The organism is Lentzea pudingi (genome assembly GCF_014646255.1).
Taxonomy (GTDB): Bacteria; Actinomycetota; Actinomycetes; order Mycobacteriales; family Pseudonocardiaceae; genus Lentzea; species Lentzea pudingi.
Genome location: NZ_BMNC01000004.1, coordinates 437,978 through 454,622 on the forward strand (window position 1 = coordinate 437,978; position 16,645 = coordinate 454,622).

Here is a 16,645-nt window from a genome sequence, read left to right on the forward strand (position 1 = left end):
CGTGCAGGCGCAGCGCGGTCCACAGGCACTGCTGTGCGGTCAGTCGTGGTCCAGCGAGCCGACTCGCCGAGGTCGTGGCTGCCAGTCCTGTGCCCATCGCCTGCGGCGAACGTTTGTATTCGCGGGCCGACTTCCTGCCGGCCTTGCGCGCGGGTATCGCGGTCGCCCAGCCTGACCTGTCCCACGCCGGCGGCATTTCCGAGGTGCGCCGGATCGCCTCGCTGGCCGAAGTGCACGATGCCGTGCCGGCACCACATTGCCCGCTGGGGCCGATCGCCCTCGCCGCCAGTCTTCAGATCGCCTTCGCCACGCCGAACTTCCTCATCCAGGAACAAAGCATCGGCATCCACTACCACGACGGGGCCGAGTTGCTGGACTACGTGGTGGACCGGGCGCCGTTCGCGTTCCCCAGCGGCGCCATCCGCCGGTGGGAGGCGCCTGGTCTGGGCATCGAGGTCGACGAGGACGAGGTGCGGCGCGCCGATGCAGTCGGCCACCGATGGCGACCACCGCTGTGGCGGCACGACGACGGTTCGTTCGCGGAATGGTGAGATCTTTGGGGAAGGCGACTATGAGCATCGTGGAAGCTTTGGCCGAACACCGGCTGCTCGGCATCATCCGCGGCAACGATCCCGACGCGTGCGTTGAGACCGCCAGGACACTGCTCGCCCAAGGGGTCGAGGTGCTGGAAGTCTCGCTTACCAGCCGCGATGCCCTCACCGTTCTAGGGCGCTTGGCCGGCTCTGCTCGTTGGATCGGCGCCGGCACCGTGCTGACCGCGAGAGACGCCCGCCGTGCTCGCGATGCCGGCGCCACGTTCGCCGTCACCCCGGCGCTGGGAGAGGGGGTCACAGCCTCGATCGAGATGGGGTTGCCAGTGCTGGCCGGCGCACTGACGCCCACCGAGGTGCACGCCGCCGTCACCGCTGGCGCTGCGGCGGTCAAGCTGTTCCCCGCCTCGGAGTTCGGTCCCGACTACCTCGCTGCTCTGCGCGCCCCGTTCCCCGGTGTGCCGTTCGTTCCGGTGGGCGGTATCAGCGTGGAGGACGTACCGCGCTACCTCGCCGCCGGCGCGCTCGCCGTGGGCGTTGGGAGTCCGCTGGTGGGCGACGCTCCCGATGGCGGCGACCTGTCCGCGCTGGCCGACCGCGCCGCGCGGTTCGTCAAGGCTTTGTCATGATCGACGTGGTACTCGTCGGTGAGACGATGATGTCGCTGCGGGCACGCGGCACGTGGCGCCTCGGTGCCGATGCCCGTACGTCGATCGCCGGCGCCGAGGCGACCGTCGCGATCGGACTGTCGAGGCTCGGGCACAGCGCCCGCTGGGTCGGCAGAGTCGGTGCCGACGAACCCGGCGAACTGATCCTGCGGACCCTGCGAGCCGAGGGCGTGGACACCTCGGCGGTCGGCCGCGACCCTGACACGCCCACCGGCTTGATCCTGTTCGAACAGCGCACCCCCGAGGTCACTCGAGTCCTCTACCACCGAGCCGGCTCCGCCGGATCACACCTCGACCGGCAGGATGTGCAGACCGGCCTCGACTGCGACGCCCGCTTGCTGCACCTCACCGGGATCACGCCGGCGCTGAGCAACACCGCTCTCGACGCTGTGCACGCCGCCCTGGCCCACGCCCGCGAACGAGGCTGGACCGTGTCGTTCGACGTCAACCACCGCTCTCGGCTGTGGTCGGCCGACCGCGCGGCGTCCGTGCTGTCACCCCTGGCGCGCAGAGCAGACGTGGTCATCGGCTCACCCGGCGAGATCGACCTCATCGGCGGCCCAGAACTCCTCATGGCATCCGGCGTCACCGAACTGGTGACCAAGAATGGAGCCGCGGGCGCGTCAGCACGCACCCGCGATGGGCTTTGGAGCGCGCCTGCGCACCTCGTGACTGCCGTGGACACCATCGGTGCGGGCGACGCCTTCACTGCCGGGTACCTGTCCGGGCTGCTCGACGATGTTGCTCCGGAGGAACGTCTGGCACGGGGCAATGCCGTCGGGGCCTTCGCCGTGATGGCCGCCGGCGACTGGGAAGGGCTACCCACCAGAGACGAGCTGGACCTGCTCGGCTTGGGCGACGGCGTGGCGCTGCGCTGACCGACATGCCGGGTTCGCTGGCGAGCAGGTACCGCTGTGCCCAGCGGTTCACCGTTGCCATGAGACCGCGATCCGCTCCGCGGCCCGAGCCACCGGCCAGCCCTTGTCGACGATCAGCCTGGCAAGGCGTGACCGGGCACGCGGGGTCAACGCTGCGTTGGCGTGAGACACGACCTCCTGGGTCGTGGTGCGGATGCCGTCAGACAGCTCCACACCACCCCAGGAGGTCTTCCAATATCAAGATCAGGCAGATCGTGTCGCCACACGACCAACGTCCCCGGTCAATACAGCTGGTGCAGCTGTGCGCCGGCTGCTGCTGCCGTGTCCCGCAGCCAGCAATGAGCCGGGTCGCTTGTGTGGGCCACGTGCCACCACAAGGTCTCCACCAGCGGTGGTGTCTGGAACGGTGGTTGCAGAACCCGCATGGACGGCGGTGAGCCCGTGATCATGCGTGAGGGTACAAGCCCGATACGGCGACTATTTCGTACCAACGGGATGACAGAGTGGAAGTCGCCCACCACGCACTGCACGTGGGGCTCGACTCCGTGAGCTCGTAGGGCGGTCATCACAGAGCTCGTGTGCTCGGTGGTGTCCTGGACGACCCAGGGGAGAACGGCCATGGAGTTGAGGGTCAGCCGGTTTCCGACATCGGGGTTGTCCTCGTCCACGAGACACATCCACGTGTCCTGAAACAGATCGAGACCGGTAAAGCCCTCTACTGCCATCCCACGAGGCATGACGAAGCCAGCGACCTTCCGCGCTGCCAGTGAGGCGGTATCAGTGGATTCCCTCGGTAGAGGAAGAAGTCGCAGGCGCGCCTTCGGAGCAGCTTCGAGCAGTACCTGCGCCAGCAGGGGTCCGTACACCGACGCGGCGTAGTCGGACACCAGGAGCACGAACTCCTGTTCGCACTCCGCGGGGTCGAATCGGGTGTTCGCCGAGAAGGTTTGTTCGATCAGCAGCAAGGCAGCGGCCGAAGAGTGGCGAAGACCCGCTGCGAGCGGTGTCAGCTCGTAGCGGTTGCCGACTCGGTGCAGCAGTTCGTCGCCGAAGTGGCGGCGTAGGCGGCCGAGCGCTTCGCTGGTGGCCGACTGGCTCAGCCCCATTCGACGGGCAGCCCGGCTCACGTGCCGTTCCTCGAGAAGGGCGGTCAGCGCTGTCAGGAGGTTCAGGTCGAGGGACGCGATCTTCACGTAGTTCCTCCGCGCTCGTCACCTGAGGAATCCAAGATTCATCACGAGTGCGTCGCGGACAAGGGGGTCCTACCGATTCCAGGTATCGGTGCGGTTGATACCCGAGGTACGAGATCAGGCGTGGACGCGAATCGGCAGGCGGATGAAGCCGCCCCCGATGAGGCCTGTGTCGTTGTCCGGTGCGCCGGACAGCTCGATGGACGAGGTACGAGCAAGCAGCTCCTCCAGTGCCACCCGCATTTCCAGCCGTGCCAGCGGTGCTCCGATGCACTTGTGGATGCCGTGACCGAAGCTCAAATGCCGGTTGGGGTTGCGCGAGACGTCCACGTCGTCCGGACGGTCGAACACCTCGGGATCTCTGTTGGCCGCGGCAAGTTGAGGCTGACGGCGCTGCCGTCCGGGAGGGTCCTGCCGTGCAGGTCGACCACGTCCGCGGGCGTGCGGCTGAGTTCGTGTAGTGGAGGGTCGATGCGGATGAACTCCTCGATGGCGTCGGGGAGCAGAGTGAGGTCGGCGCGCAAACGACTCTGCAGGTCTGGATCCTCCGCCAGCCGGTGTATCGCCGAGGACAGGCTGTCCGCCGTGGTGGCGTGCCCGGCGGCGATCATCTGCACCCCGATCATGATCACCTGCTCGACGGTGATCTCCTCACCGTCGATCTCGGTGGCGAGTGCACCGCTGAACATGTCGTCGTCGGGATCGAGCGGCTCGGCCATACGTTGTGCGACGACCGTGGCGATGTGTTCGCTGAACACCCCGAGGATCATGTTGTTGACCTGCTCGGGTTTCCAGCCGACCGCGTCGAACCGCCGGAACTGGGCCAGCAAGTCCTGCCAGGCGCCCTCGGGCAGGTTCAACAGGGTGGCCAACGCGCGAGCTGGTAGCGGCCGGCAGAAGGCGGTCATCGCGTCGGACTCACCTGCCTCGATGAGCGCCTCGACGTGCTCGACGGCGAATGCGCGGATCAGCGGTTCGAGGTCTCGCATGCGCTCCGGCCGGAAGAAGGGGTTCAGCAGACGGCGGAAGAACCGGTGTTCCGGCGGGTTGAGGGAGATGGGGATCTGCCCGACGAGATCGGGCATGGCGATGAACGGCCGACCGCTGCGGAACCGCTTGGTGTCCACCGCCGCGGCGGTCACATCCGCGTACCGGGTCAGTGTGAAGAAGCCTCCCAGTTGATCGGACCAAGCGACGGGCGCCTGTTCGCGCAGTCGAGCGTATTCGGCGAACCGCTCGGCGGAACGCAGACCGTCGCCTCGTGTGCCGTCGGCGCGATCCTGCTCCGGATCCCAGTCGACCGAGTTGATCGATGAGTGCTGTTCAGGCATCGTCGCCCGCCCTTCGCCAGGTTTCCCGGCGCGGAGCATAGGTGTTTCTGTTCGGCAAAAACCGTTGTGAGCAAACGGTTCGCACGGGTGTGGCCATCGGTCATGCCGATAGTCGAGTGAGCTATCGGTCGGGCCGATGGGCAGGGCAGCGCGGATCGATCGCCGAAGTGCTGACCCGCCGGGTAGCGGCGCCTAGGGTCGGTGACCTGACTTCGTCCGCAGAAGAAGGAGCGTTGTGGGAATCGACAACCTGGACGGGCAGACCGTCCTCATCGTGGGAGCCGGTATCGCCGGGACGGCACTCGCCACGGCGTTGGGACGACTGGGCGTCCACAGCGAGGTGATCGACGTCGACGACCGCACTGTCGGTGCCCACATCGGACTGACCAACCGCGCAGTGGACGTCCTGTCCGAGATCGGTGTTCTCGACGAGGTCGTGGAAGCTGGGTCGGCGCAGCAGGACAACGTGTTCATCCGCATGTACACCGAGGACGGTCAAGCCATCCCGGTTCCCCCGCCTCCTCGGCCGGACACCGACCTGCCCGCCTCGATCGGCATCTACCGGCCCACCCTGTCGGAGATCCTGGTCCGTGCCGCGTCAGCAGCCGGTGCCACTGTCCGTCGTGGCATCTCGGTGTCCTCGTTCAGCCAGGACGACACGGGCGTCGATGTCACCTTCACCGATGGCAGCACGGGCAGGTACCCGCTCGTCGTCGGCGCCGATGGTGTTCGCAGCCGCGTCCGCGAGCTGGTGCACCCCGATCTGACGCCGCACTACACCGGCGTCGCCGCCCTGCGGTGGATGCTCGACGAGGAGCCGCCGGGCCCTGTCGGTTTCTACAACACGAGGACCGAGATGGTCGCGGTCGCACCGGTGAAGGGCGGCCTGACGTACGTGGCCACCGGCGCGGAATCCCCTGAGGGGCACCGTGTTGACGCCGGTGAGGCGCGTGATCTCCTGCGCTCGGTGCTCGCCAGGTTCCCGGCTCCCGTCACCTCGGCACTGCTGGCCAAGCTAACCGACGACCAGAACGTGCTCGTGCACCCCTACGAGTGGATCATGGTGCCGCCGCCGTGGCACCGCGGCCGGATTGCCTTGATCGGCGACGCCGCTCACGCGACCACCGCGCACATGTCCTCGGGTGGTGGGCTCGCGTTGGAAGACGCCGCGGTCCTGGCTCAGGAACTGGTCGCCGCTGACTCGGTGGAAGTAGCGCTCGACCAGTTCACCGCCCGGCGGTTCGAGCGGGTGAAGCTCGTCGTCGACGCGAGCGTGAAGTTGCTCGAGATGCACCAGGCCGGAGCCTCACAGATGGAGATGGGCATGTTGCGCACCAAGGCGACGGCGGCACTGATCCAGCCCTACTGACGACGCGAAGTCGTCAGCACCCCACGAATCCACACCGGTCACAGCTGTTTCGGTTGTGAGGAAGGAACCACGACTTGTCCACCAGCACGGGCGCCGAGTCCCATCCCGTTCCCGGGTACGTCGCCGGGACCTGGCGCATCGATCCCTTGCACACCCACGTGGGGTTCTCGGTGCGCCACTTGATGATCAGCAATGTCCGAGGCCGGTTCGGCACCGTCTCGGGCACCATCACCACGGACGAGGACGTGGTGCTGTCGTCGGTCGTGGCGGAGATCGGCACGGCATCGATCGACACCGGATTCGCCGCGCGAGACGAGCACATCCGCTCCGCCGAGTTCCTCGACGCGACTGAACACCCGGTCATGACCTACCGGTCCACGGGTGTCGAGCGTCGCAACGAGGACTACGTCGTCACGGGTGAGCTGACGTTGCGCGGCGTCACCCGACCGGTCGACCTGGCCGTGCAGTTGCTCGGCTTCGGACCCGACGACCACGGCGGAACCCGGTGCGGCTTCAGCGCCAACGCCGAGCTGAACCGGCTGGACTTCGGCGTCCAGGGCAACAAGAGGCTTGACGGCGGTGTGGTGATGATCGGTGACACGATCCGCGTCACCCTCGAGGTCGAAGCTGTGCTCGAGTCCTGAACAAGTGTCCTGGAAGGACGGTGGACCAAGGCTTCACCGTCCTCGTCCGTGTTCGGCACGGCGTCCGGCCGCCAGGACCTGGTCGCGCAACCACCGGTGCGCGGGGCAACGGGTGTGCGCGGGGTACCGCCAGAAGTTCTCAACGACCGGCGCCACCTCGAAGGCGGGCGCCCTTGTCGTGCGTCACCTCGGCGGTGATGTGATCGATCATCGCGGTGCGGAGCTCGGTCGCCGGCAAGGTTCTGCACCCAGTCGGGTGTTTGGTTGTGCCACACCAGTGTGTGACCGCGTACCGCTTGTTTCGCTGCCTTCGCGACATCTACCACCACCTCGTCGGCGGGACTGAAGTCGAATCTGCTGCCGGCGCTGCAGGTCCCACCCGTTCCGTCTCGAAGGTGGTGGCTTTGCCTGTCATCTAGCGGTGTCATAGCGTTGCCGTGCCGCGATGACCTCGGGCATCTGCGCCTCGACGTCCTTGATCAGACCGAGGAGCAGTTCGGCTGTGTGCCTGCCCCGATCGGTCAGGCTGTACTCCACCTTCGGGGGAATCGTCTGCTGTGCCTCGCGATGGACGAACCCGTCCCGCTCCAAAGCCTGCAGCGTCTGCGCGAGCATCTTCTCGCTCACCCCGTCAACCCGGCGGCGCAGTTGGTTGAACCGGAACGTGCCCTCGTACAAGGCCACCATCGCCAACGTGCCCCACCTGCCGGTCAGGTGCTCGAGTGCCGATCGAGACGGACAGCGCTGCGCGAACACGTCGAACACGAACTCGTCGTGCTCGTCCACGGAACTCACCACGTCGCTCACAGAGCCATACTACCTATTACACCGCACAAGCTATGTGACTGCGCTCACTCAAAGGTTGCACTTTCAAAAAGTTTGTACAATCTTGTGGTTAGTACAAACTCGAAGGAGAGCTCCAATGATCGTTGTCACCGGTGCCACCGGACACCTTGGCCGCCTCGTGGTGGAAGCCCTTGCGCGAAAGATCCCGGCAGACCAGATCGTGGCGACCGTGCGGAACCCGGAGAAGGCCGGAGGCCTGGCGGCGCTCGGCGTCCACGTGCGAACTGCCGACTACGACCAGCCGTCTACGTTGACCGAGGCATTCGCGGGCGCGGAGAAGCTGTTGCTGGTCTCGGGCAGTGAGATCGGTCGCCGCGTTCCCCAGCACACCGCCGTCGTGCGGGCCGCCAAGGCCGCTGGCGTGAACCACCTCGTCTACACGAGCGTGCTGGGCGCCGACACCAGTACGACCGTGGTGGCCCCTGAGCACAGGGCCACCGAGGAGGTCGTCCGCGCTTCGGGCATCCCGTTCACGTTCCTGCGCAACGGCTGGTACACCGAGAATTACGAGCAGGCCGTCGCCCAGGCGCTGGCGACCGGCGCCATCCTCGGCAGTGCGGGCGAGGGCAAGGTCGGCGGCGTGCCGCGCGCCGACTACGCCGACGCCGCGGTCAAGGTGCTCACTAGCACTGGCCACGACAACACGGTCTACGAGCTCGCCGCCGACGAGGCCTGGAGTTATGCCGACCTGGCCGAGTCGGTCGGCCGGATCGCCGGGAAGCCGATCAGCTACCAGGACGTCCCCGCGGAGCAGCACCGTGCCATTCTGCTCGGCGCGGGCCTGCCGGAGCCTATCGCGAACATGCTCGTGGACAACGACCGCGCGATCGCCGCCGGCGAGCTGGCCTCTGACAGCGCAGATCTGCGCGCGCTGCTCGGCCGTCCCACCACGAGCCTGGACGACGCGGTTGCCGCGCTGCTCAAGGGCTGAGGCCGGCGACGGCTTGCAGGCTCAGACGTCTCACAAATCGTACCGAATCTGTAAGCGTGTTGCGTTTGCAGACCGGACCGCCGTCACACCTGAAGCGGCTCAACGCGGCTCAGGTGTGACGGGATGGTCCGACGTGTGCCGAGATAATCTTGGAGCTTCCGTGGAAGGGCACACGATGATCATCGATGTGTGGGCGCAGCACCCCACCCGGCGGTTCATGCAGCACGACATGTTCGACTCGCTGCGACGGTGGACCGGCACCACGGCGCCCTTGGACGAACTCCCGGTGGCGGCGACGATTGCCACCATGGACGCGGCTGGCGTGGACGTCGCACTCATCAGTGCCTGGTACGGGCCGGAGGGAGCGTTGATCTCCAACGACGAGGTCGCCGGTTTCGTCGCCCAGGCACCTGGCCGCCTCGTCGGAGTCGCCGCCGTGGATCTGGCGCGCCCGATGAGCGCGGTGCGGGAGCTGCGCCGCTGCGTGCGAGATCTCGGCTTTGCCGCACTGCGGGTGGTTCCCTGGTTGTGGGGCTGGCCGCCGGACGACCGCCGCTACTACCCGCTCTACGCCGAATGCGTCGAACTCGGCATCCCCTTCTGCACCCAGGTCGGCCACACCGGCCCATTGCGCACCTCCGAAACGGGCCGACCGATCCCGTACCTGGACAACGTCGCCCTCGACTTCCCCGAACTGGTGATCGTTGCCGGACACGTCGGCTACCCGTGGACCAACGAGATGATCGCGGTGGCGCACAAGCACCAGAACGTCTACATCGACACCTCGGCCTACACCGTGACGCGGTTTCCATCCGAACTCGTCGCACACCTGAAGGGCGACCACCACAAGGTCCTCTTCGGAACCAACTATCCGATGATCAGCGCGGCCAAGGCGCTGGAGGGACTGGACGAACTCAAGCTGAGCGAGTCGTCCGCACAACTGTTCCTCCACGGTCACGCGGAGCGGATCTTCGGTGTGAGCGTCGCCAGGTGATTTCGGCGCGTGCCAAGTTCCGTCTGGCGACGAAGTCGTTGGGCGGAGCGAATTGGGCGGACATGCAGGAGCGTCGTGACCAGGAGGTGCCGGCGTCGGATCGCGAGTTGGTGAAGCAGGTCCTGGCGGAGGTGCGTCGCAGTGCGCTGGGCAGGTGCTGACGGCCTGGACTTTCGTCCTGGACGCTAGGGCAAGGCTCCACCGTCCTCATCCGCGTTCGATCAGGCGTCCCGCCGCCACGACCTGATCCCGCAGCCATCGGTGCGCGGGGTCCCGGGTGTGGACAGGGTGCCACCAGAACGTCTCCACCACGGGCGCCACGTCGAAGGGCAAGGGCAGTAGTTGCAGGCCCGCCGACGTCGCCTTGCCCGCCAGAAGCCGCTCTTGCACCACGCACGCTCGCTTGCTCTCCCGCACCAGATCAGCCACGAGGGAGAACTGGTCGACCACGACCTCCACCTCGGGGCGGAGTCCGTGGGCCCGCAACGTGCCCATGATCGATGTCGCACGTTCGGCCAGTTCGTGCAGCACCCAGGGCAAGCTCGCCAGCACCTCGACGGTCAACGGTTGCAGCGCCGCCGGGTTGTCGTCGGACAACGCGCACACCCAGCGGTCGCGAAACAGCGTGACGCCGGGAAAGCCTTCGACCGCGATGCCTCTCGGCAGCACGAAACCGTCGACGTTGCGGGCGTGCGGGGTGATGGTGGTTTCGGGTTCCTCGGCGGGGATCCTTCCGAACCGGAGACGTGCTCCAGGCGCCTGACCGCGGACCGCGGCGATCAGGTGTGAGCCCAGGACCCCGGCCGCGTAGTCCGACGCCAGCAGGGTGAACTCGCGTTCGCAGGTCGCCGGGTCGAAGCTCTCGGCGATCCTGAACGTCTGGTCTACGAGTTCTACCGCGGCCGCCGACGAAGCACGCAGGCTCGCACCCAGCGGAGTGAGTTCGTACCGGTTGCCGACCCGGACGAGCAGCTCGTCGCCGAAGTGTCTGCGCAGCCGGCCCAGCGCATCGCTCATCGCCGGCTGGCTGAGCCCGATCCGCCGACCTGCTCGGGTGACGCTCCGCTCGTCCAGCAGCGCGTCCAGAGCGTTGAGCAGGTTGAGGTCGATAGTCGTCCGCATGTGCCCTCCCACACCTGTGTGGATTCGGTCCAACTCAGTGGCTGCTCGCGGCAACTCGTGCCGCTTCCTCGACAACGCCCCGCAGCCACCGGTGCCCTGCATCGGCGGTGTTCACCGGATGCCACCACAGAGCCAGCTTCAGGGGAGCCAGTGGTACCGGGGACGGCACGGCGCGTACCGGCCAGGCCAGGGCGAGGCGCTCAGCAAGCCGACGCTGCACCAGGGTGATGCGGTCGGTGCCGACCAACAGAGCGGGTAGCGTTGCGTAGCTCTCGGTCACAAGGCGCACCTTCGGTTCCACGCCGTGCATCCGCAGCTCTCGCAAGGCCGTCGTGAAGGCGGTCGGGCGGTGGTAGACCGTTACCCACGACAGCTTCGCCAGGTTGTCTGTGGTCACCACGTCGTTGACGACGGTGTTGCCTTCCGCGATGAGGCAGACCCACTCGTCGGTGATCAGGTCGGTGTGCGGCAAGTCAGACAGGAAGCCGTGTGGCAGAACGAAAGCATCGGATTCGCGCAATGTCTCTGGTGCACCGTCGACGGCTTCGCTGGTGATCGGGCGCAGATGCAACTGCACGCCGGGAGCGTGCTCGGCGAGCATCGTGGACAGCGGTGGTCCGAGGGTGCTGATGGTGTAGTCCGAGGCGACCACGGTGAACCGGCGCTCCGCCGACGTGGCGTCGAACTCGGGTTGCAGTGAGAACACGCGGTCGGCCATGGTCATCGTCGTCGTGACCTGCTCGAGGAGCTGCGTGGCAAGCGGCGTGACCTGGTAGCCGTTGCCGACCCGCACGAGCAGTTGGTCACCGAAGTGGCGGCGCAGTTTGCCCAGAGCGGCGCTGGTGGCGGGCTGGCTCAGCCCGATGCGCTCGGCCGCGCGCGTCACGTTGCGTTCCTCCAGCAACGCGCGCAATGCCTTGAGCAGGTTGAGATCCACATCCTTGGGCACACCGACACACTATTCGTGAAGCGGATACCCCGCATACCCAAACTCGTCTTCCCGGATGGTCCATCGCGTCGCACAGTGGATGTTCCGCTACCGAGGAGGACCTACGCGATGGCGCGTCTCGTCGAGGTCGTGTGCGTACCGCACGACCCCACGATCCCGGCAGGCCTGCGGGCTGCCGAACCACCGAAGGCGCTGGCTGAGACCCGCGATGCCTTCGAGCACCTGCGCGGCCGGCTGAAGGAGGCCAGCCCGGACGTGCTTCTCGTAGCCGCCGGTGATCACCTGAACCAGTGGTTCATGCACAACATGCCGCAGTTCCTCATTGGCAAGGCGCCGCGGGCGGCAGGTCCGTTCGACCACGAGCGTGAGCTGTTCGGGTTGGACGCCTATGACACCGAGATCGAGGGAGCGCTCGCCCGGCACCTGCTCGACCGCGGTGTCGAGAAGCACTCTGACTTCGCCTACTCCAACGAGTTCACCCTCGACCACGGCTTCGTGGTGCCGCTGTCGATGTTGCGGCCCGAGCAGGACCTGCCGGTGGTGCCGCTGTTCACCAACGTCATGGCACCGCCGGTCGCGCCGGGCACGCGGTTCCACGCACTGGGCGTGGCGGTGCGCGAGCTCGTCGAGCGGTTCGACCAGGACCTGAGGGTGGCGGTGATCACCAGCGGTCACATGTCCAACAGCATCGGCGGCCCGCGGATGCTCGACTTCGTGAAAGACCCGCTGTCGGAGTGGGATCGCAGGACGTGGGAGCAGCTGCACGACGGTGATGTGGGCGAGCTCGTCGCCGAGTGCACGTTCGAACGGCTCTATGAGCAGGGCAACGGCACCGCGGGCTTCCTGGACTACCTGTTCGCGCTGGGTCTCGTGGGCGATGCGCGACCGACCTGGTCAGCGCTCGCCGCCGGCCCCACCCAGCCACCGGCCGGATTCCTGCGGTGGGACGAGGCGACGGTGAACGGAGTGCGCGCATGAGCCGTTACGAGGTCGACAAGGCGCTGTGGGACGTCTATCGGGACGCGTCCGCGGCCAAGCAGTACAGGCGGGATCCTGTCGGGTTTCTCGCGCCGCGCGACCTGTCGGACGAGGAGCGAGAAGCCCTGGCGGCTCGGGACGTCCGCCGGCTGGTGGCGTTGGGCAGCCATCCGTTCCTGACCTACAACTTCGCCCTGCGCCTCGCCGGGGGCTTCAGCATGCCGTTCGTCCAAGACTACGTCGGGCAGCTCCAGGGCTTGGTCGTCGGAGACATCACGACATGACGAGACGAGGAACCACCGAGATGAGCACGGGTCTGCGAGCCGGAACCTTCGGCATCGGCACCTTCGAAGCGAGCGGCCGGACGTTTCCCGGGCTCGTGCTGCCCGACGGCGAGGTGATCGACGTGGGCGACCGTTTCACCGACACCCACGAGATCTTCGGAGACTGGCCACGCAACCTCGAACTGCTCGAACGGCGGACAGCCGACAAGCCTCTGGCGAGCTTCCAGGACGTCCGCCCACTGCCACCCCTGGCGCACCCGAACCTGTTGTGTGCCGGCGCGAACTACAAACAGCACGTCGCAGAAATGCTGACCAAGAACAAGTTCAACCAGCACAACAAATTGCTCGGCGAGACCGACGAGCAGTTCTTCGCGCGCAACTACGCGATGATGGACCGCCGAGCGGCCGAGGGCACCCCATTCCTGTGGGCGGGTGTCCACTCCGCACTGATCGGTGCGCACGACGACCTCGTGCTGCCACCGGTCGGCGTGCAGCACGACTGGGAGCTGGAACTCGGCGCGGTCATCGGGGGCACCGGCCGGTACACGACGGTCGACGAAGCCGAGCTCCTGATCGCCGGCTACGTCATGCTCAACGACGTGGGGTCGGTGGACACCTTCCGGCGCACCGACATCCCCTGGGGTTACGACTGGATCGGCAAGCACCAGCCCGGCTTCAAGCCGGCCGGGCCGTTCGTCGTTCCCGCGCAGTTCGTCGACGTCGCCGAGCTCACCATCACGCTGAAGGTCAACGGGCAGACCATGCAGGACTGGCCGGCGGACGACATGGTGTTCTCGCTGCCCCAGCTGATCACCTATGCCAGCGAACGGGTCCGGCTGACGCCGGGCGACGTGGTGACCGCGGGATCGCCGCCCGGCAACGGGATGCACCACGGCAAGTTCCTGTCGCCAGGCGACCTGGTGGAGAGTGAGATCACCGGGCTCGGTCGTCAACGCAACCAGTGCGTCGCCGAGGACATCGGCGACCGCAAACCGGTGTTCGGGGCCTGGAAGAACGCGGACTGACACAACGGCGCCGCGAGCGGTCAAGGCCCGCCCGTCAGGTCGGCGTTGCACGCTGCCACCAGCACCTCTCGCATCCAGGCGTGCTCGGGATCATGGGTGTACATGGGGTGCCACCACAACGCCTCCGCCAGTGGCACGGCGTCGAACGGGCACTCGAGCACCCGCAACCCCGACTGTTCCGCGATCCGGACGGCCAGTCGTCGCTGCATGAGCGCGACCCGGTCCGTGCCTGCCACCAGGAACGGGATCGCGAGGAAGCTCTCCACGACGACCTGCACGCGTGGTTCGACGCCGAGCAGTTCGAGCTGCCGCATCGCTGGGGTGAAAGCCGTGGGGCGGTTGAACGTCACAACCCACGGGCTTTCGGCGAGGTCTTCCATGCTCAACGTCGCCCCGACGCGCGTGTTGTCCTCCGACACCACGCAGACCCAACGGTCGTGGTGAAGATCCACGTGCGGCAGCCCGGTGATGAAGCCGTGGGGGAGCAGGAGCCCGTCGACACTGCGAAGCGCCTCTTCCGCGTTGTCCACAGCTGTGTCGGAGATGTGCTCGACCCGAACGCGCACCAGCGGCGCTTCCTGTCGCAATGCTGCGGACAGGTTGCGACCGGCCACGGCCGCGCCGTAGTCGGAGGAGAGAAACGAGAATTCGCGCCGGGAGGCGGAAGGGTCGAAGTCCGGCTGGACGGAGAACACCCGCGTCACCCCGTCGAGCGCCACGCTGGTGCGCTCGCGCAGGCGTACCGAGAGCGGCGTCAGCTCATACCTGTTACCCACTCTCACCAGCAGGTCGTCCCGGAAGTGTCGGCGCAGCCGTGCCAGTGAGGCGCTGAGGGTGGGTTGGGTGAGACCCAGGCGTGCCGCGGCGCGAGTGACGCTGCGCTCCTGCAACAGCGCGTCCAGCGCGACCAGCAGGTTCAGGTCGAGGTTGCTGATATTCACCCACACCTCCGGGTATCGACACGGTCTATTCCGGTCATGGGAAAGTACAACTTCCTCGATGTCTTCGCAGCCGCCAAAGTGAGCTGCGACTCGACGAGGAGGCACGGTGGGCATCACGGGATTCGGCACGTTCTCCCACAGCGGCGGTACGAGGTTCGCCGGCCTGGTCCGCGACGACAGGGTGCTGGCACTGCCCGGCACCACGACCCGCGATCTGCTCGCCGACGTGGACAACTCGTTTCCTGAGTTGCTCGCCAGGACACCTGACGAGACTTGGTTGCCGTTGAACGATCTGACCGTCCACGCGCCGGTGGAGCCACACCAGGTGTTCCAGTGCGGTGCGAACTACCGCACACATGTGATCGACCTGGCGGTGGCACACGGAGCGGGAGAACGCGACGAGGTCGCCGCGATGATGGACCGCCGCGCCGCGAACGGAACCCCCTACCTGTTCCTCGGGCTGCCCAGTGCGGTCACGGGACCGTACGACGACGTCGTGCTGCCCGGTTACAGCGAACAGCACGACTGGGAGCTCGAACTGGTCGCGGTCATCGGGAAACCGGCGTTCCGCGTCTCACGCGAGCAGGCTCTGGACCACGTCGCCGCCTACACCGTCGGCAACGACCTCACCACCCGAGACCTGGTGTTCCGCAAGGACATGAAGGAGATCGGCACCGACTGGTTCCGCGCGAAAAACGCCCCGGGCTTCCTGCCGCTGGGCCCGTACCTGGTGCCGGCGAGCCTGGTCGATCCCACCGACCTGCACCTGGAGCTGCGCGTCAACGGGACCGTGATGCAGGACGAGTCCACGAAGGACATGCTCTTCGACGTCGCGGCGATGGTGGAGGCCGCCTCCCAGATCACCACCCTGCTGCCCGGCGATCTCGTCCTGACCGGGTCGCCGGCCGGAAACGGCATGGCGAGCGGTGTGTTCCTCAAGCCCGGTGACGTCATCGACGCCTCGATCACCGGCCTGGGCGCGCAGCGTACGGAGTTCACCGCATGATCGACCGCACCGACCCCGAAGGCACGATCGCCGCCGCGGCTCAGCGGTGCTCGAACTGGGGCAGGTGGGGCGAGGACGACGTGCTGGGAACGCTGAACTTCCTCACCGACGACAAGCGGGTCGAAGCCGCTCGGCTGGTCCGCACCGGCCGCGTGTTCTCCCTGGCCCAGCCGTTCGACGCCAACGGTCCGCAGCGCGGGTGGAGGCGTCGCACCAACCCCGTCCACACCATGCTCGACACCGGCCTGGACGCCGAGCGGGGAACGCAGGGCTTCCCTCACGGTTTCGGCGGCGCGGACGACGTGGTGTTCATGCCGCTGCAGTGCTCCACGCAATGGGACGGGCTCGGCCACATCTTCGACCATGGTCAAGCCTGGAACGGTCGTCCCGCAGGCGACGTCGTCACGTCCGAAGGTGACCGGGTCACCGGTATCGAGACCGTCGGCGCGCGCTTGACCGGACGTGGCGTGCTGCTCGACTTCGGCGATCTGCCCGACGGCCACGCCATCACCGCTGACGAGCTCGACGAGTGCGCGCAGGACCAAGGCGTCGAAGTCGGGCAGGGTGACATCGTTTGCGTGCGCACGGGCCAGCTTGCGCGCGCCAAGCGCGACGGATGGGGCGACTACGCGGGCGGTCCGGCACCGGGACTGTCGTTCACCACCGTCGACTGGCTGCACGCCAAGGAGATCGCCGCGATCGCCACCGACACCTGGGGCTTCGAGGTCCGGCCCAACGAGTTCGACGAGGCGTTCCAGCCGCTGCACCAGGTCGTCATCCCGCACCTCGGTCTGTTCGTCGGCGAGATGTGGGACTTCGAGGACCTGGCCGCCGATTGCGCCGCGGACGGCCGCCACGACTTCTGGCTCACCGCGGCGCCGCTACCGGTGAGCGGCGCCGTCGGCTCACCCCTCAACCCCGTTGCCGTGAAGTGAGGA

At 67.1% G+C, this 16,645-nt stretch carries 17 protein-coding genes and 3 pseudogenes; 12 read left to right on the forward strand and 8 right to left on the reverse strand.

Features of this window, described 5'->3' with window-relative positions; all coding sequences use genetic code 11:
* Positions 1 to 62: 62 nt before the first annotated feature.
* From IEY88_RS17405 to IEY88_RS17415, 3 genes and pseudogenes are all read left to right on the forward strand, one after another.
* A pseudogene (locus IEY88_RS17405) lies at positions 63 to 551 on the forward strand (enolase C-terminal domain-like protein); the annotation flags it as partial.
* Positions 552 to 571: 20 nt separating this feature from the next.
* Positions 572 to 1,180 (forward strand): bifunctional 4-hydroxy-2-oxoglutarate aldolase/2-dehydro-3-deoxy-phosphogluconate aldolase, encoded by a 609-nt coding sequence (locus IEY88_RS17410; protein WP_189155797.1) that lies wholly within the window; start codon positions 572 to 574, stop codon positions 1,178 to 1,180.
* Positions 1,177 to 2,097, forward strand: a complete 921-nt coding sequence (locus tag IEY88_RS17415) for a sugar kinase (RefSeq protein WP_189155798.1) — start codon at positions 1,177 to 1,179, stop codon at positions 2,095 to 2,097. Before IEY88_RS17410 ends, IEY88_RS17415 begins: the two co-directional genes overlap by 4 nt.
* 48 nt (positions 2,098 to 2,145) lie before the next feature.
* Here the strand turns inward: IEY88_RS17415 and IEY88_RS17420 are convergent, their stop codons facing one another.
* The 3 genes and pseudogenes from IEY88_RS17420 to IEY88_RS45115 all read right to left on the reverse strand — a co-directional run bounded on the left by IEY88_RS17420 (position 2,146) and on the right by IEY88_RS45115 (position 4,657).
* Positions 2,146 to 2,310, reverse strand: a complete 165-nt coding sequence (locus tag IEY88_RS17420) for a hypothetical protein (protein ID WP_189155799.1) — start codon at positions 2,308 to 2,310, stop codon at positions 2,146 to 2,148.
* A 68-nt stretch (positions 2,311 to 2,378) separates the two neighbouring features.
* Complete coding sequence (locus tag IEY88_RS17425) at positions 2,379 to 3,290, reverse strand: LysR family transcriptional regulator (protein WP_189155800.1); 912 nt, start codon at positions 3,288 to 3,290, stop codon at positions 2,379 to 2,381.
* A gap of 114 nt (positions 3,291 to 3,404) precedes the next feature.
* Positions 3,405 to 4,657, reverse strand: a pseudogene (locus IEY88_RS45115) (cytochrome P450).
* Between the two features lie 196 nt (positions 4,658 to 4,853).
* Here IEY88_RS45115 and IEY88_RS17440 point away from each other — a divergent pair.
* Together IEY88_RS17440 and IEY88_RS17445 are read left to right on the forward strand one after the other, a co-directional pair.
* Positions 4,854 to 5,987 carry an FAD-dependent oxidoreductase gene (locus IEY88_RS17440; RefSeq protein ID WP_189155803.1) on the forward strand — a complete coding sequence of 378 codons (1,134 nt, stop codon included), beginning with the start codon at positions 4,854 to 4,856 and terminating at the stop codon, positions 5,985 to 5,987.
* Between the two features lie 74 nt (positions 5,988 to 6,061).
* The gene (locus tag IEY88_RS17445; RefSeq protein WP_189155804.1) at positions 6,062 to 6,631 is read left to right on the forward strand and encodes a YceI family protein; all 570 of its coding nucleotides are present in this window, start codon (positions 6,062 to 6,064) and stop codon (positions 6,629 to 6,631) included.
* A gap of 287 nt (positions 6,632 to 6,918) precedes the next feature.
* Here the strand turns inward: IEY88_RS17445 and IEY88_RS45515 are convergent.
* Together IEY88_RS45515 and IEY88_RS17455 are read right to left on the reverse strand one after the other, a co-directional pair.
* Positions 6,919 to 7,059: pseudogene (locus tag IEY88_RS45515) on the reverse strand (hypothetical protein); the annotation flags it as partial.
* The gene (locus IEY88_RS17455) at positions 7,043 to 7,438 is read right to left on the reverse strand and encodes a winged helix-turn-helix transcriptional regulator (RefSeq protein WP_268241244.1); all 396 of its coding nucleotides are present in this window, start codon (positions 7,436 to 7,438) and stop codon (positions 7,043 to 7,045) included. The gene IEY88_RS17455 and the pseudogene IEY88_RS45515, both read right to left, overlap by 17 nt.
* 115 nt (positions 7,439 to 7,553) lie before the next feature.
* Between IEY88_RS17455 and IEY88_RS17460 the strand changes: the two genes are divergently transcribed.
* Complete coding sequence (locus IEY88_RS17460) at positions 7,554 to 8,408, forward strand: SDR family oxidoreductase (RefSeq protein ID WP_189155805.1); 855 nt, start codon at positions 7,554 to 7,556, stop codon at positions 8,406 to 8,408.
* A 175-nt stretch (positions 8,409 to 8,583) separates the two neighbouring features.
* Complete coding sequence (locus IEY88_RS17465) at positions 8,584 to 9,402, forward strand: amidohydrolase family protein (RefSeq protein ID WP_189155806.1); 819 nt, start codon at positions 8,584 to 8,586, stop codon at positions 9,400 to 9,402.
* 207 nt (positions 9,403 to 9,609) lie between these two features.
* Here IEY88_RS17465 and IEY88_RS17470 read toward each other — a convergent pair whose 3' ends face one another.
* Both IEY88_RS17470 and IEY88_RS17475 read right to left on the reverse strand, forming a co-directional pair.
* On the reverse strand, positions 9,610 to 10,524 hold the full coding sequence (locus IEY88_RS17470) for a LysR family transcriptional regulator (RefSeq protein ID WP_189155807.1): 915 nt from the start codon (positions 10,522 to 10,524) through the stop codon (positions 9,610 to 9,612).
* 34 nt (positions 10,525 to 10,558) lie between these two features.
* Positions 10,559 to 11,473 carry a LysR family transcriptional regulator gene (locus IEY88_RS17475; RefSeq protein WP_189155808.1) on the reverse strand — a complete coding sequence of 305 codons (915 nt, stop codon included), beginning with the start codon at positions 11,471 to 11,473 and terminating at the stop codon, positions 10,559 to 10,561.
* Positions 11,474 to 11,581: 108 nt separating this feature from the next.
* Here IEY88_RS17475 and IEY88_RS17480 point away from each other — a divergent pair, with 108 nt between their 5' ends.
* The 3 genes from IEY88_RS17480 to IEY88_RS17490 are packed head-to-tail and all read left to right on the forward strand — an operon-like array spanning position 11,582 to position 13,760.
* Positions 11,582 to 12,451: a DODA-type extradiol aromatic ring-opening family dioxygenase gene (locus IEY88_RS17480; RefSeq protein ID WP_189155809.1), complete on the forward strand. Its 870-nt coding sequence runs from the start codon at positions 11,582 to 11,584 to the stop codon at positions 12,449 to 12,451.
* The gene (locus IEY88_RS17485; RefSeq protein ID WP_189155810.1) at positions 12,448 to 12,735 is read left to right on the forward strand and encodes a hypothetical protein; all 288 of its coding nucleotides are present in this window, start codon (positions 12,448 to 12,450) and stop codon (positions 12,733 to 12,735) included. The genes IEY88_RS17480 and IEY88_RS17485 overlap by 4 nt, the downstream gene beginning before the upstream one ends.
* The gene (locus tag IEY88_RS17490) at positions 12,732 to 13,760 is read left to right on the forward strand and encodes a fumarylacetoacetate hydrolase family protein (RefSeq protein WP_189155811.1); all 1,029 of its coding nucleotides are present in this window, start codon (positions 12,732 to 12,734) and stop codon (positions 13,758 to 13,760) included. The genes IEY88_RS17485 and IEY88_RS17490 overlap by 4 nt, the downstream gene beginning before the upstream one ends.
* Before the next feature lie 20 nt (positions 13,761 to 13,780).
* On the opposite strand, the gene IEY88_RS17495 is transcribed toward IEY88_RS17490, so the two are convergent.
* On the reverse strand, positions 13,781 to 14,815 hold the full coding sequence (locus tag IEY88_RS17495) for a LysR family transcriptional regulator (protein WP_308425996.1): 1,035 nt from the start codon (positions 14,813 to 14,815) through the stop codon (positions 13,781 to 13,783).
* Here IEY88_RS17495 and IEY88_RS17500 point away from each other — a divergent pair.
* Together IEY88_RS17500 and IEY88_RS17505 are read left to right on the forward strand one after the other, a co-directional pair.
* Complete coding sequence (locus tag IEY88_RS17500) at positions 14,808 to 15,707, forward strand: fumarylacetoacetate hydrolase family protein (protein WP_229693477.1); 900 nt, start codon at positions 14,808 to 14,810, stop codon at positions 15,705 to 15,707. The two genes, IEY88_RS17495 and IEY88_RS17500, sit on opposite strands and share 8 nt — an antisense overlap.
* A complete protein-coding gene (locus tag IEY88_RS17505) occupies positions 15,704 to 16,642 on the forward strand; it encodes a cyclase family protein (RefSeq protein WP_189155812.1) in 939 nt (312 codons plus the stop codon). The genes IEY88_RS17500 and IEY88_RS17505 overlap by 4 nt, the downstream gene beginning before the upstream one ends.
* Positions 16,643 to 16,645: the final 3 nt, after the last annotated feature.

What these genes read in the sequence shown, in the direction of transcription:
- IEY88_RS17505 (WP_189155812.1), top strand. Translation starts at nt 15,704, where the DNA reads ATGATCGACCGCACCGACCCCGAAGGCACGATCGCCGCCGCGGCTCAG.
- IEY88_RS17460 (WP_189155805.1), top strand. Translation starts at nt 7,554, where the DNA reads ATGATCGTTGTCACCGGTGCCACCGGACACCTTGGCCGCCTCGTGGTG.
- IEY88_RS17410 (WP_189155797.1), top strand. Translation starts at nt 572, where the DNA reads ATGAGCATCGTGGAAGCTTTGGCCGAACACCGGCTGCTCGGCATCATC.
- IEY88_RS17415 (WP_189155798.1), top strand. Translation starts at nt 1,177, where the DNA reads ATGATCGACGTGGTACTCGTCGGTGAGACGATGATGTCGCTGCGGGCA.
- IEY88_RS17485 (WP_189155810.1), top strand. Translation starts at nt 12,448, where the DNA reads ATGAGCCGTTACGAGGTCGACAAGGCGCTGTGGGACGTCTATCGGGAC.
- IEY88_RS17490 (WP_189155811.1), top strand. Translation starts at nt 12,732, where the DNA reads ATGACGAGACGAGGAACCACCGAGATGAGCACGGGTCTGCGAGCCGGA.
- IEY88_RS17480 (WP_189155809.1), top strand. Translation starts at nt 11,582, where the DNA reads ATGGCGCGTCTCGTCGAGGTCGTGTGCGTACCGCACGACCCCACGATC.
- IEY88_RS17465 (WP_189155806.1), top strand. Translation starts at nt 8,584, where the DNA reads ATGATCATCGATGTGTGGGCGCAGCACCCCACCCGGCGGTTCATGCAG.
- IEY88_RS17470 (WP_189155807.1), bottom strand. Translation starts at nt 10,524, where the DNA reads ATGCGGACGACTATCGACCTCAACCTGCTCAACGCTCTGGACGCGCTG.
- IEY88_RS17495 (WP_308425996.1), bottom strand. Translation starts at nt 14,815, where the DNA reads ATGCCCACCGTGCCTCCTCGTCGAGTCGCAGCTCACTTTGGCGGCTGC.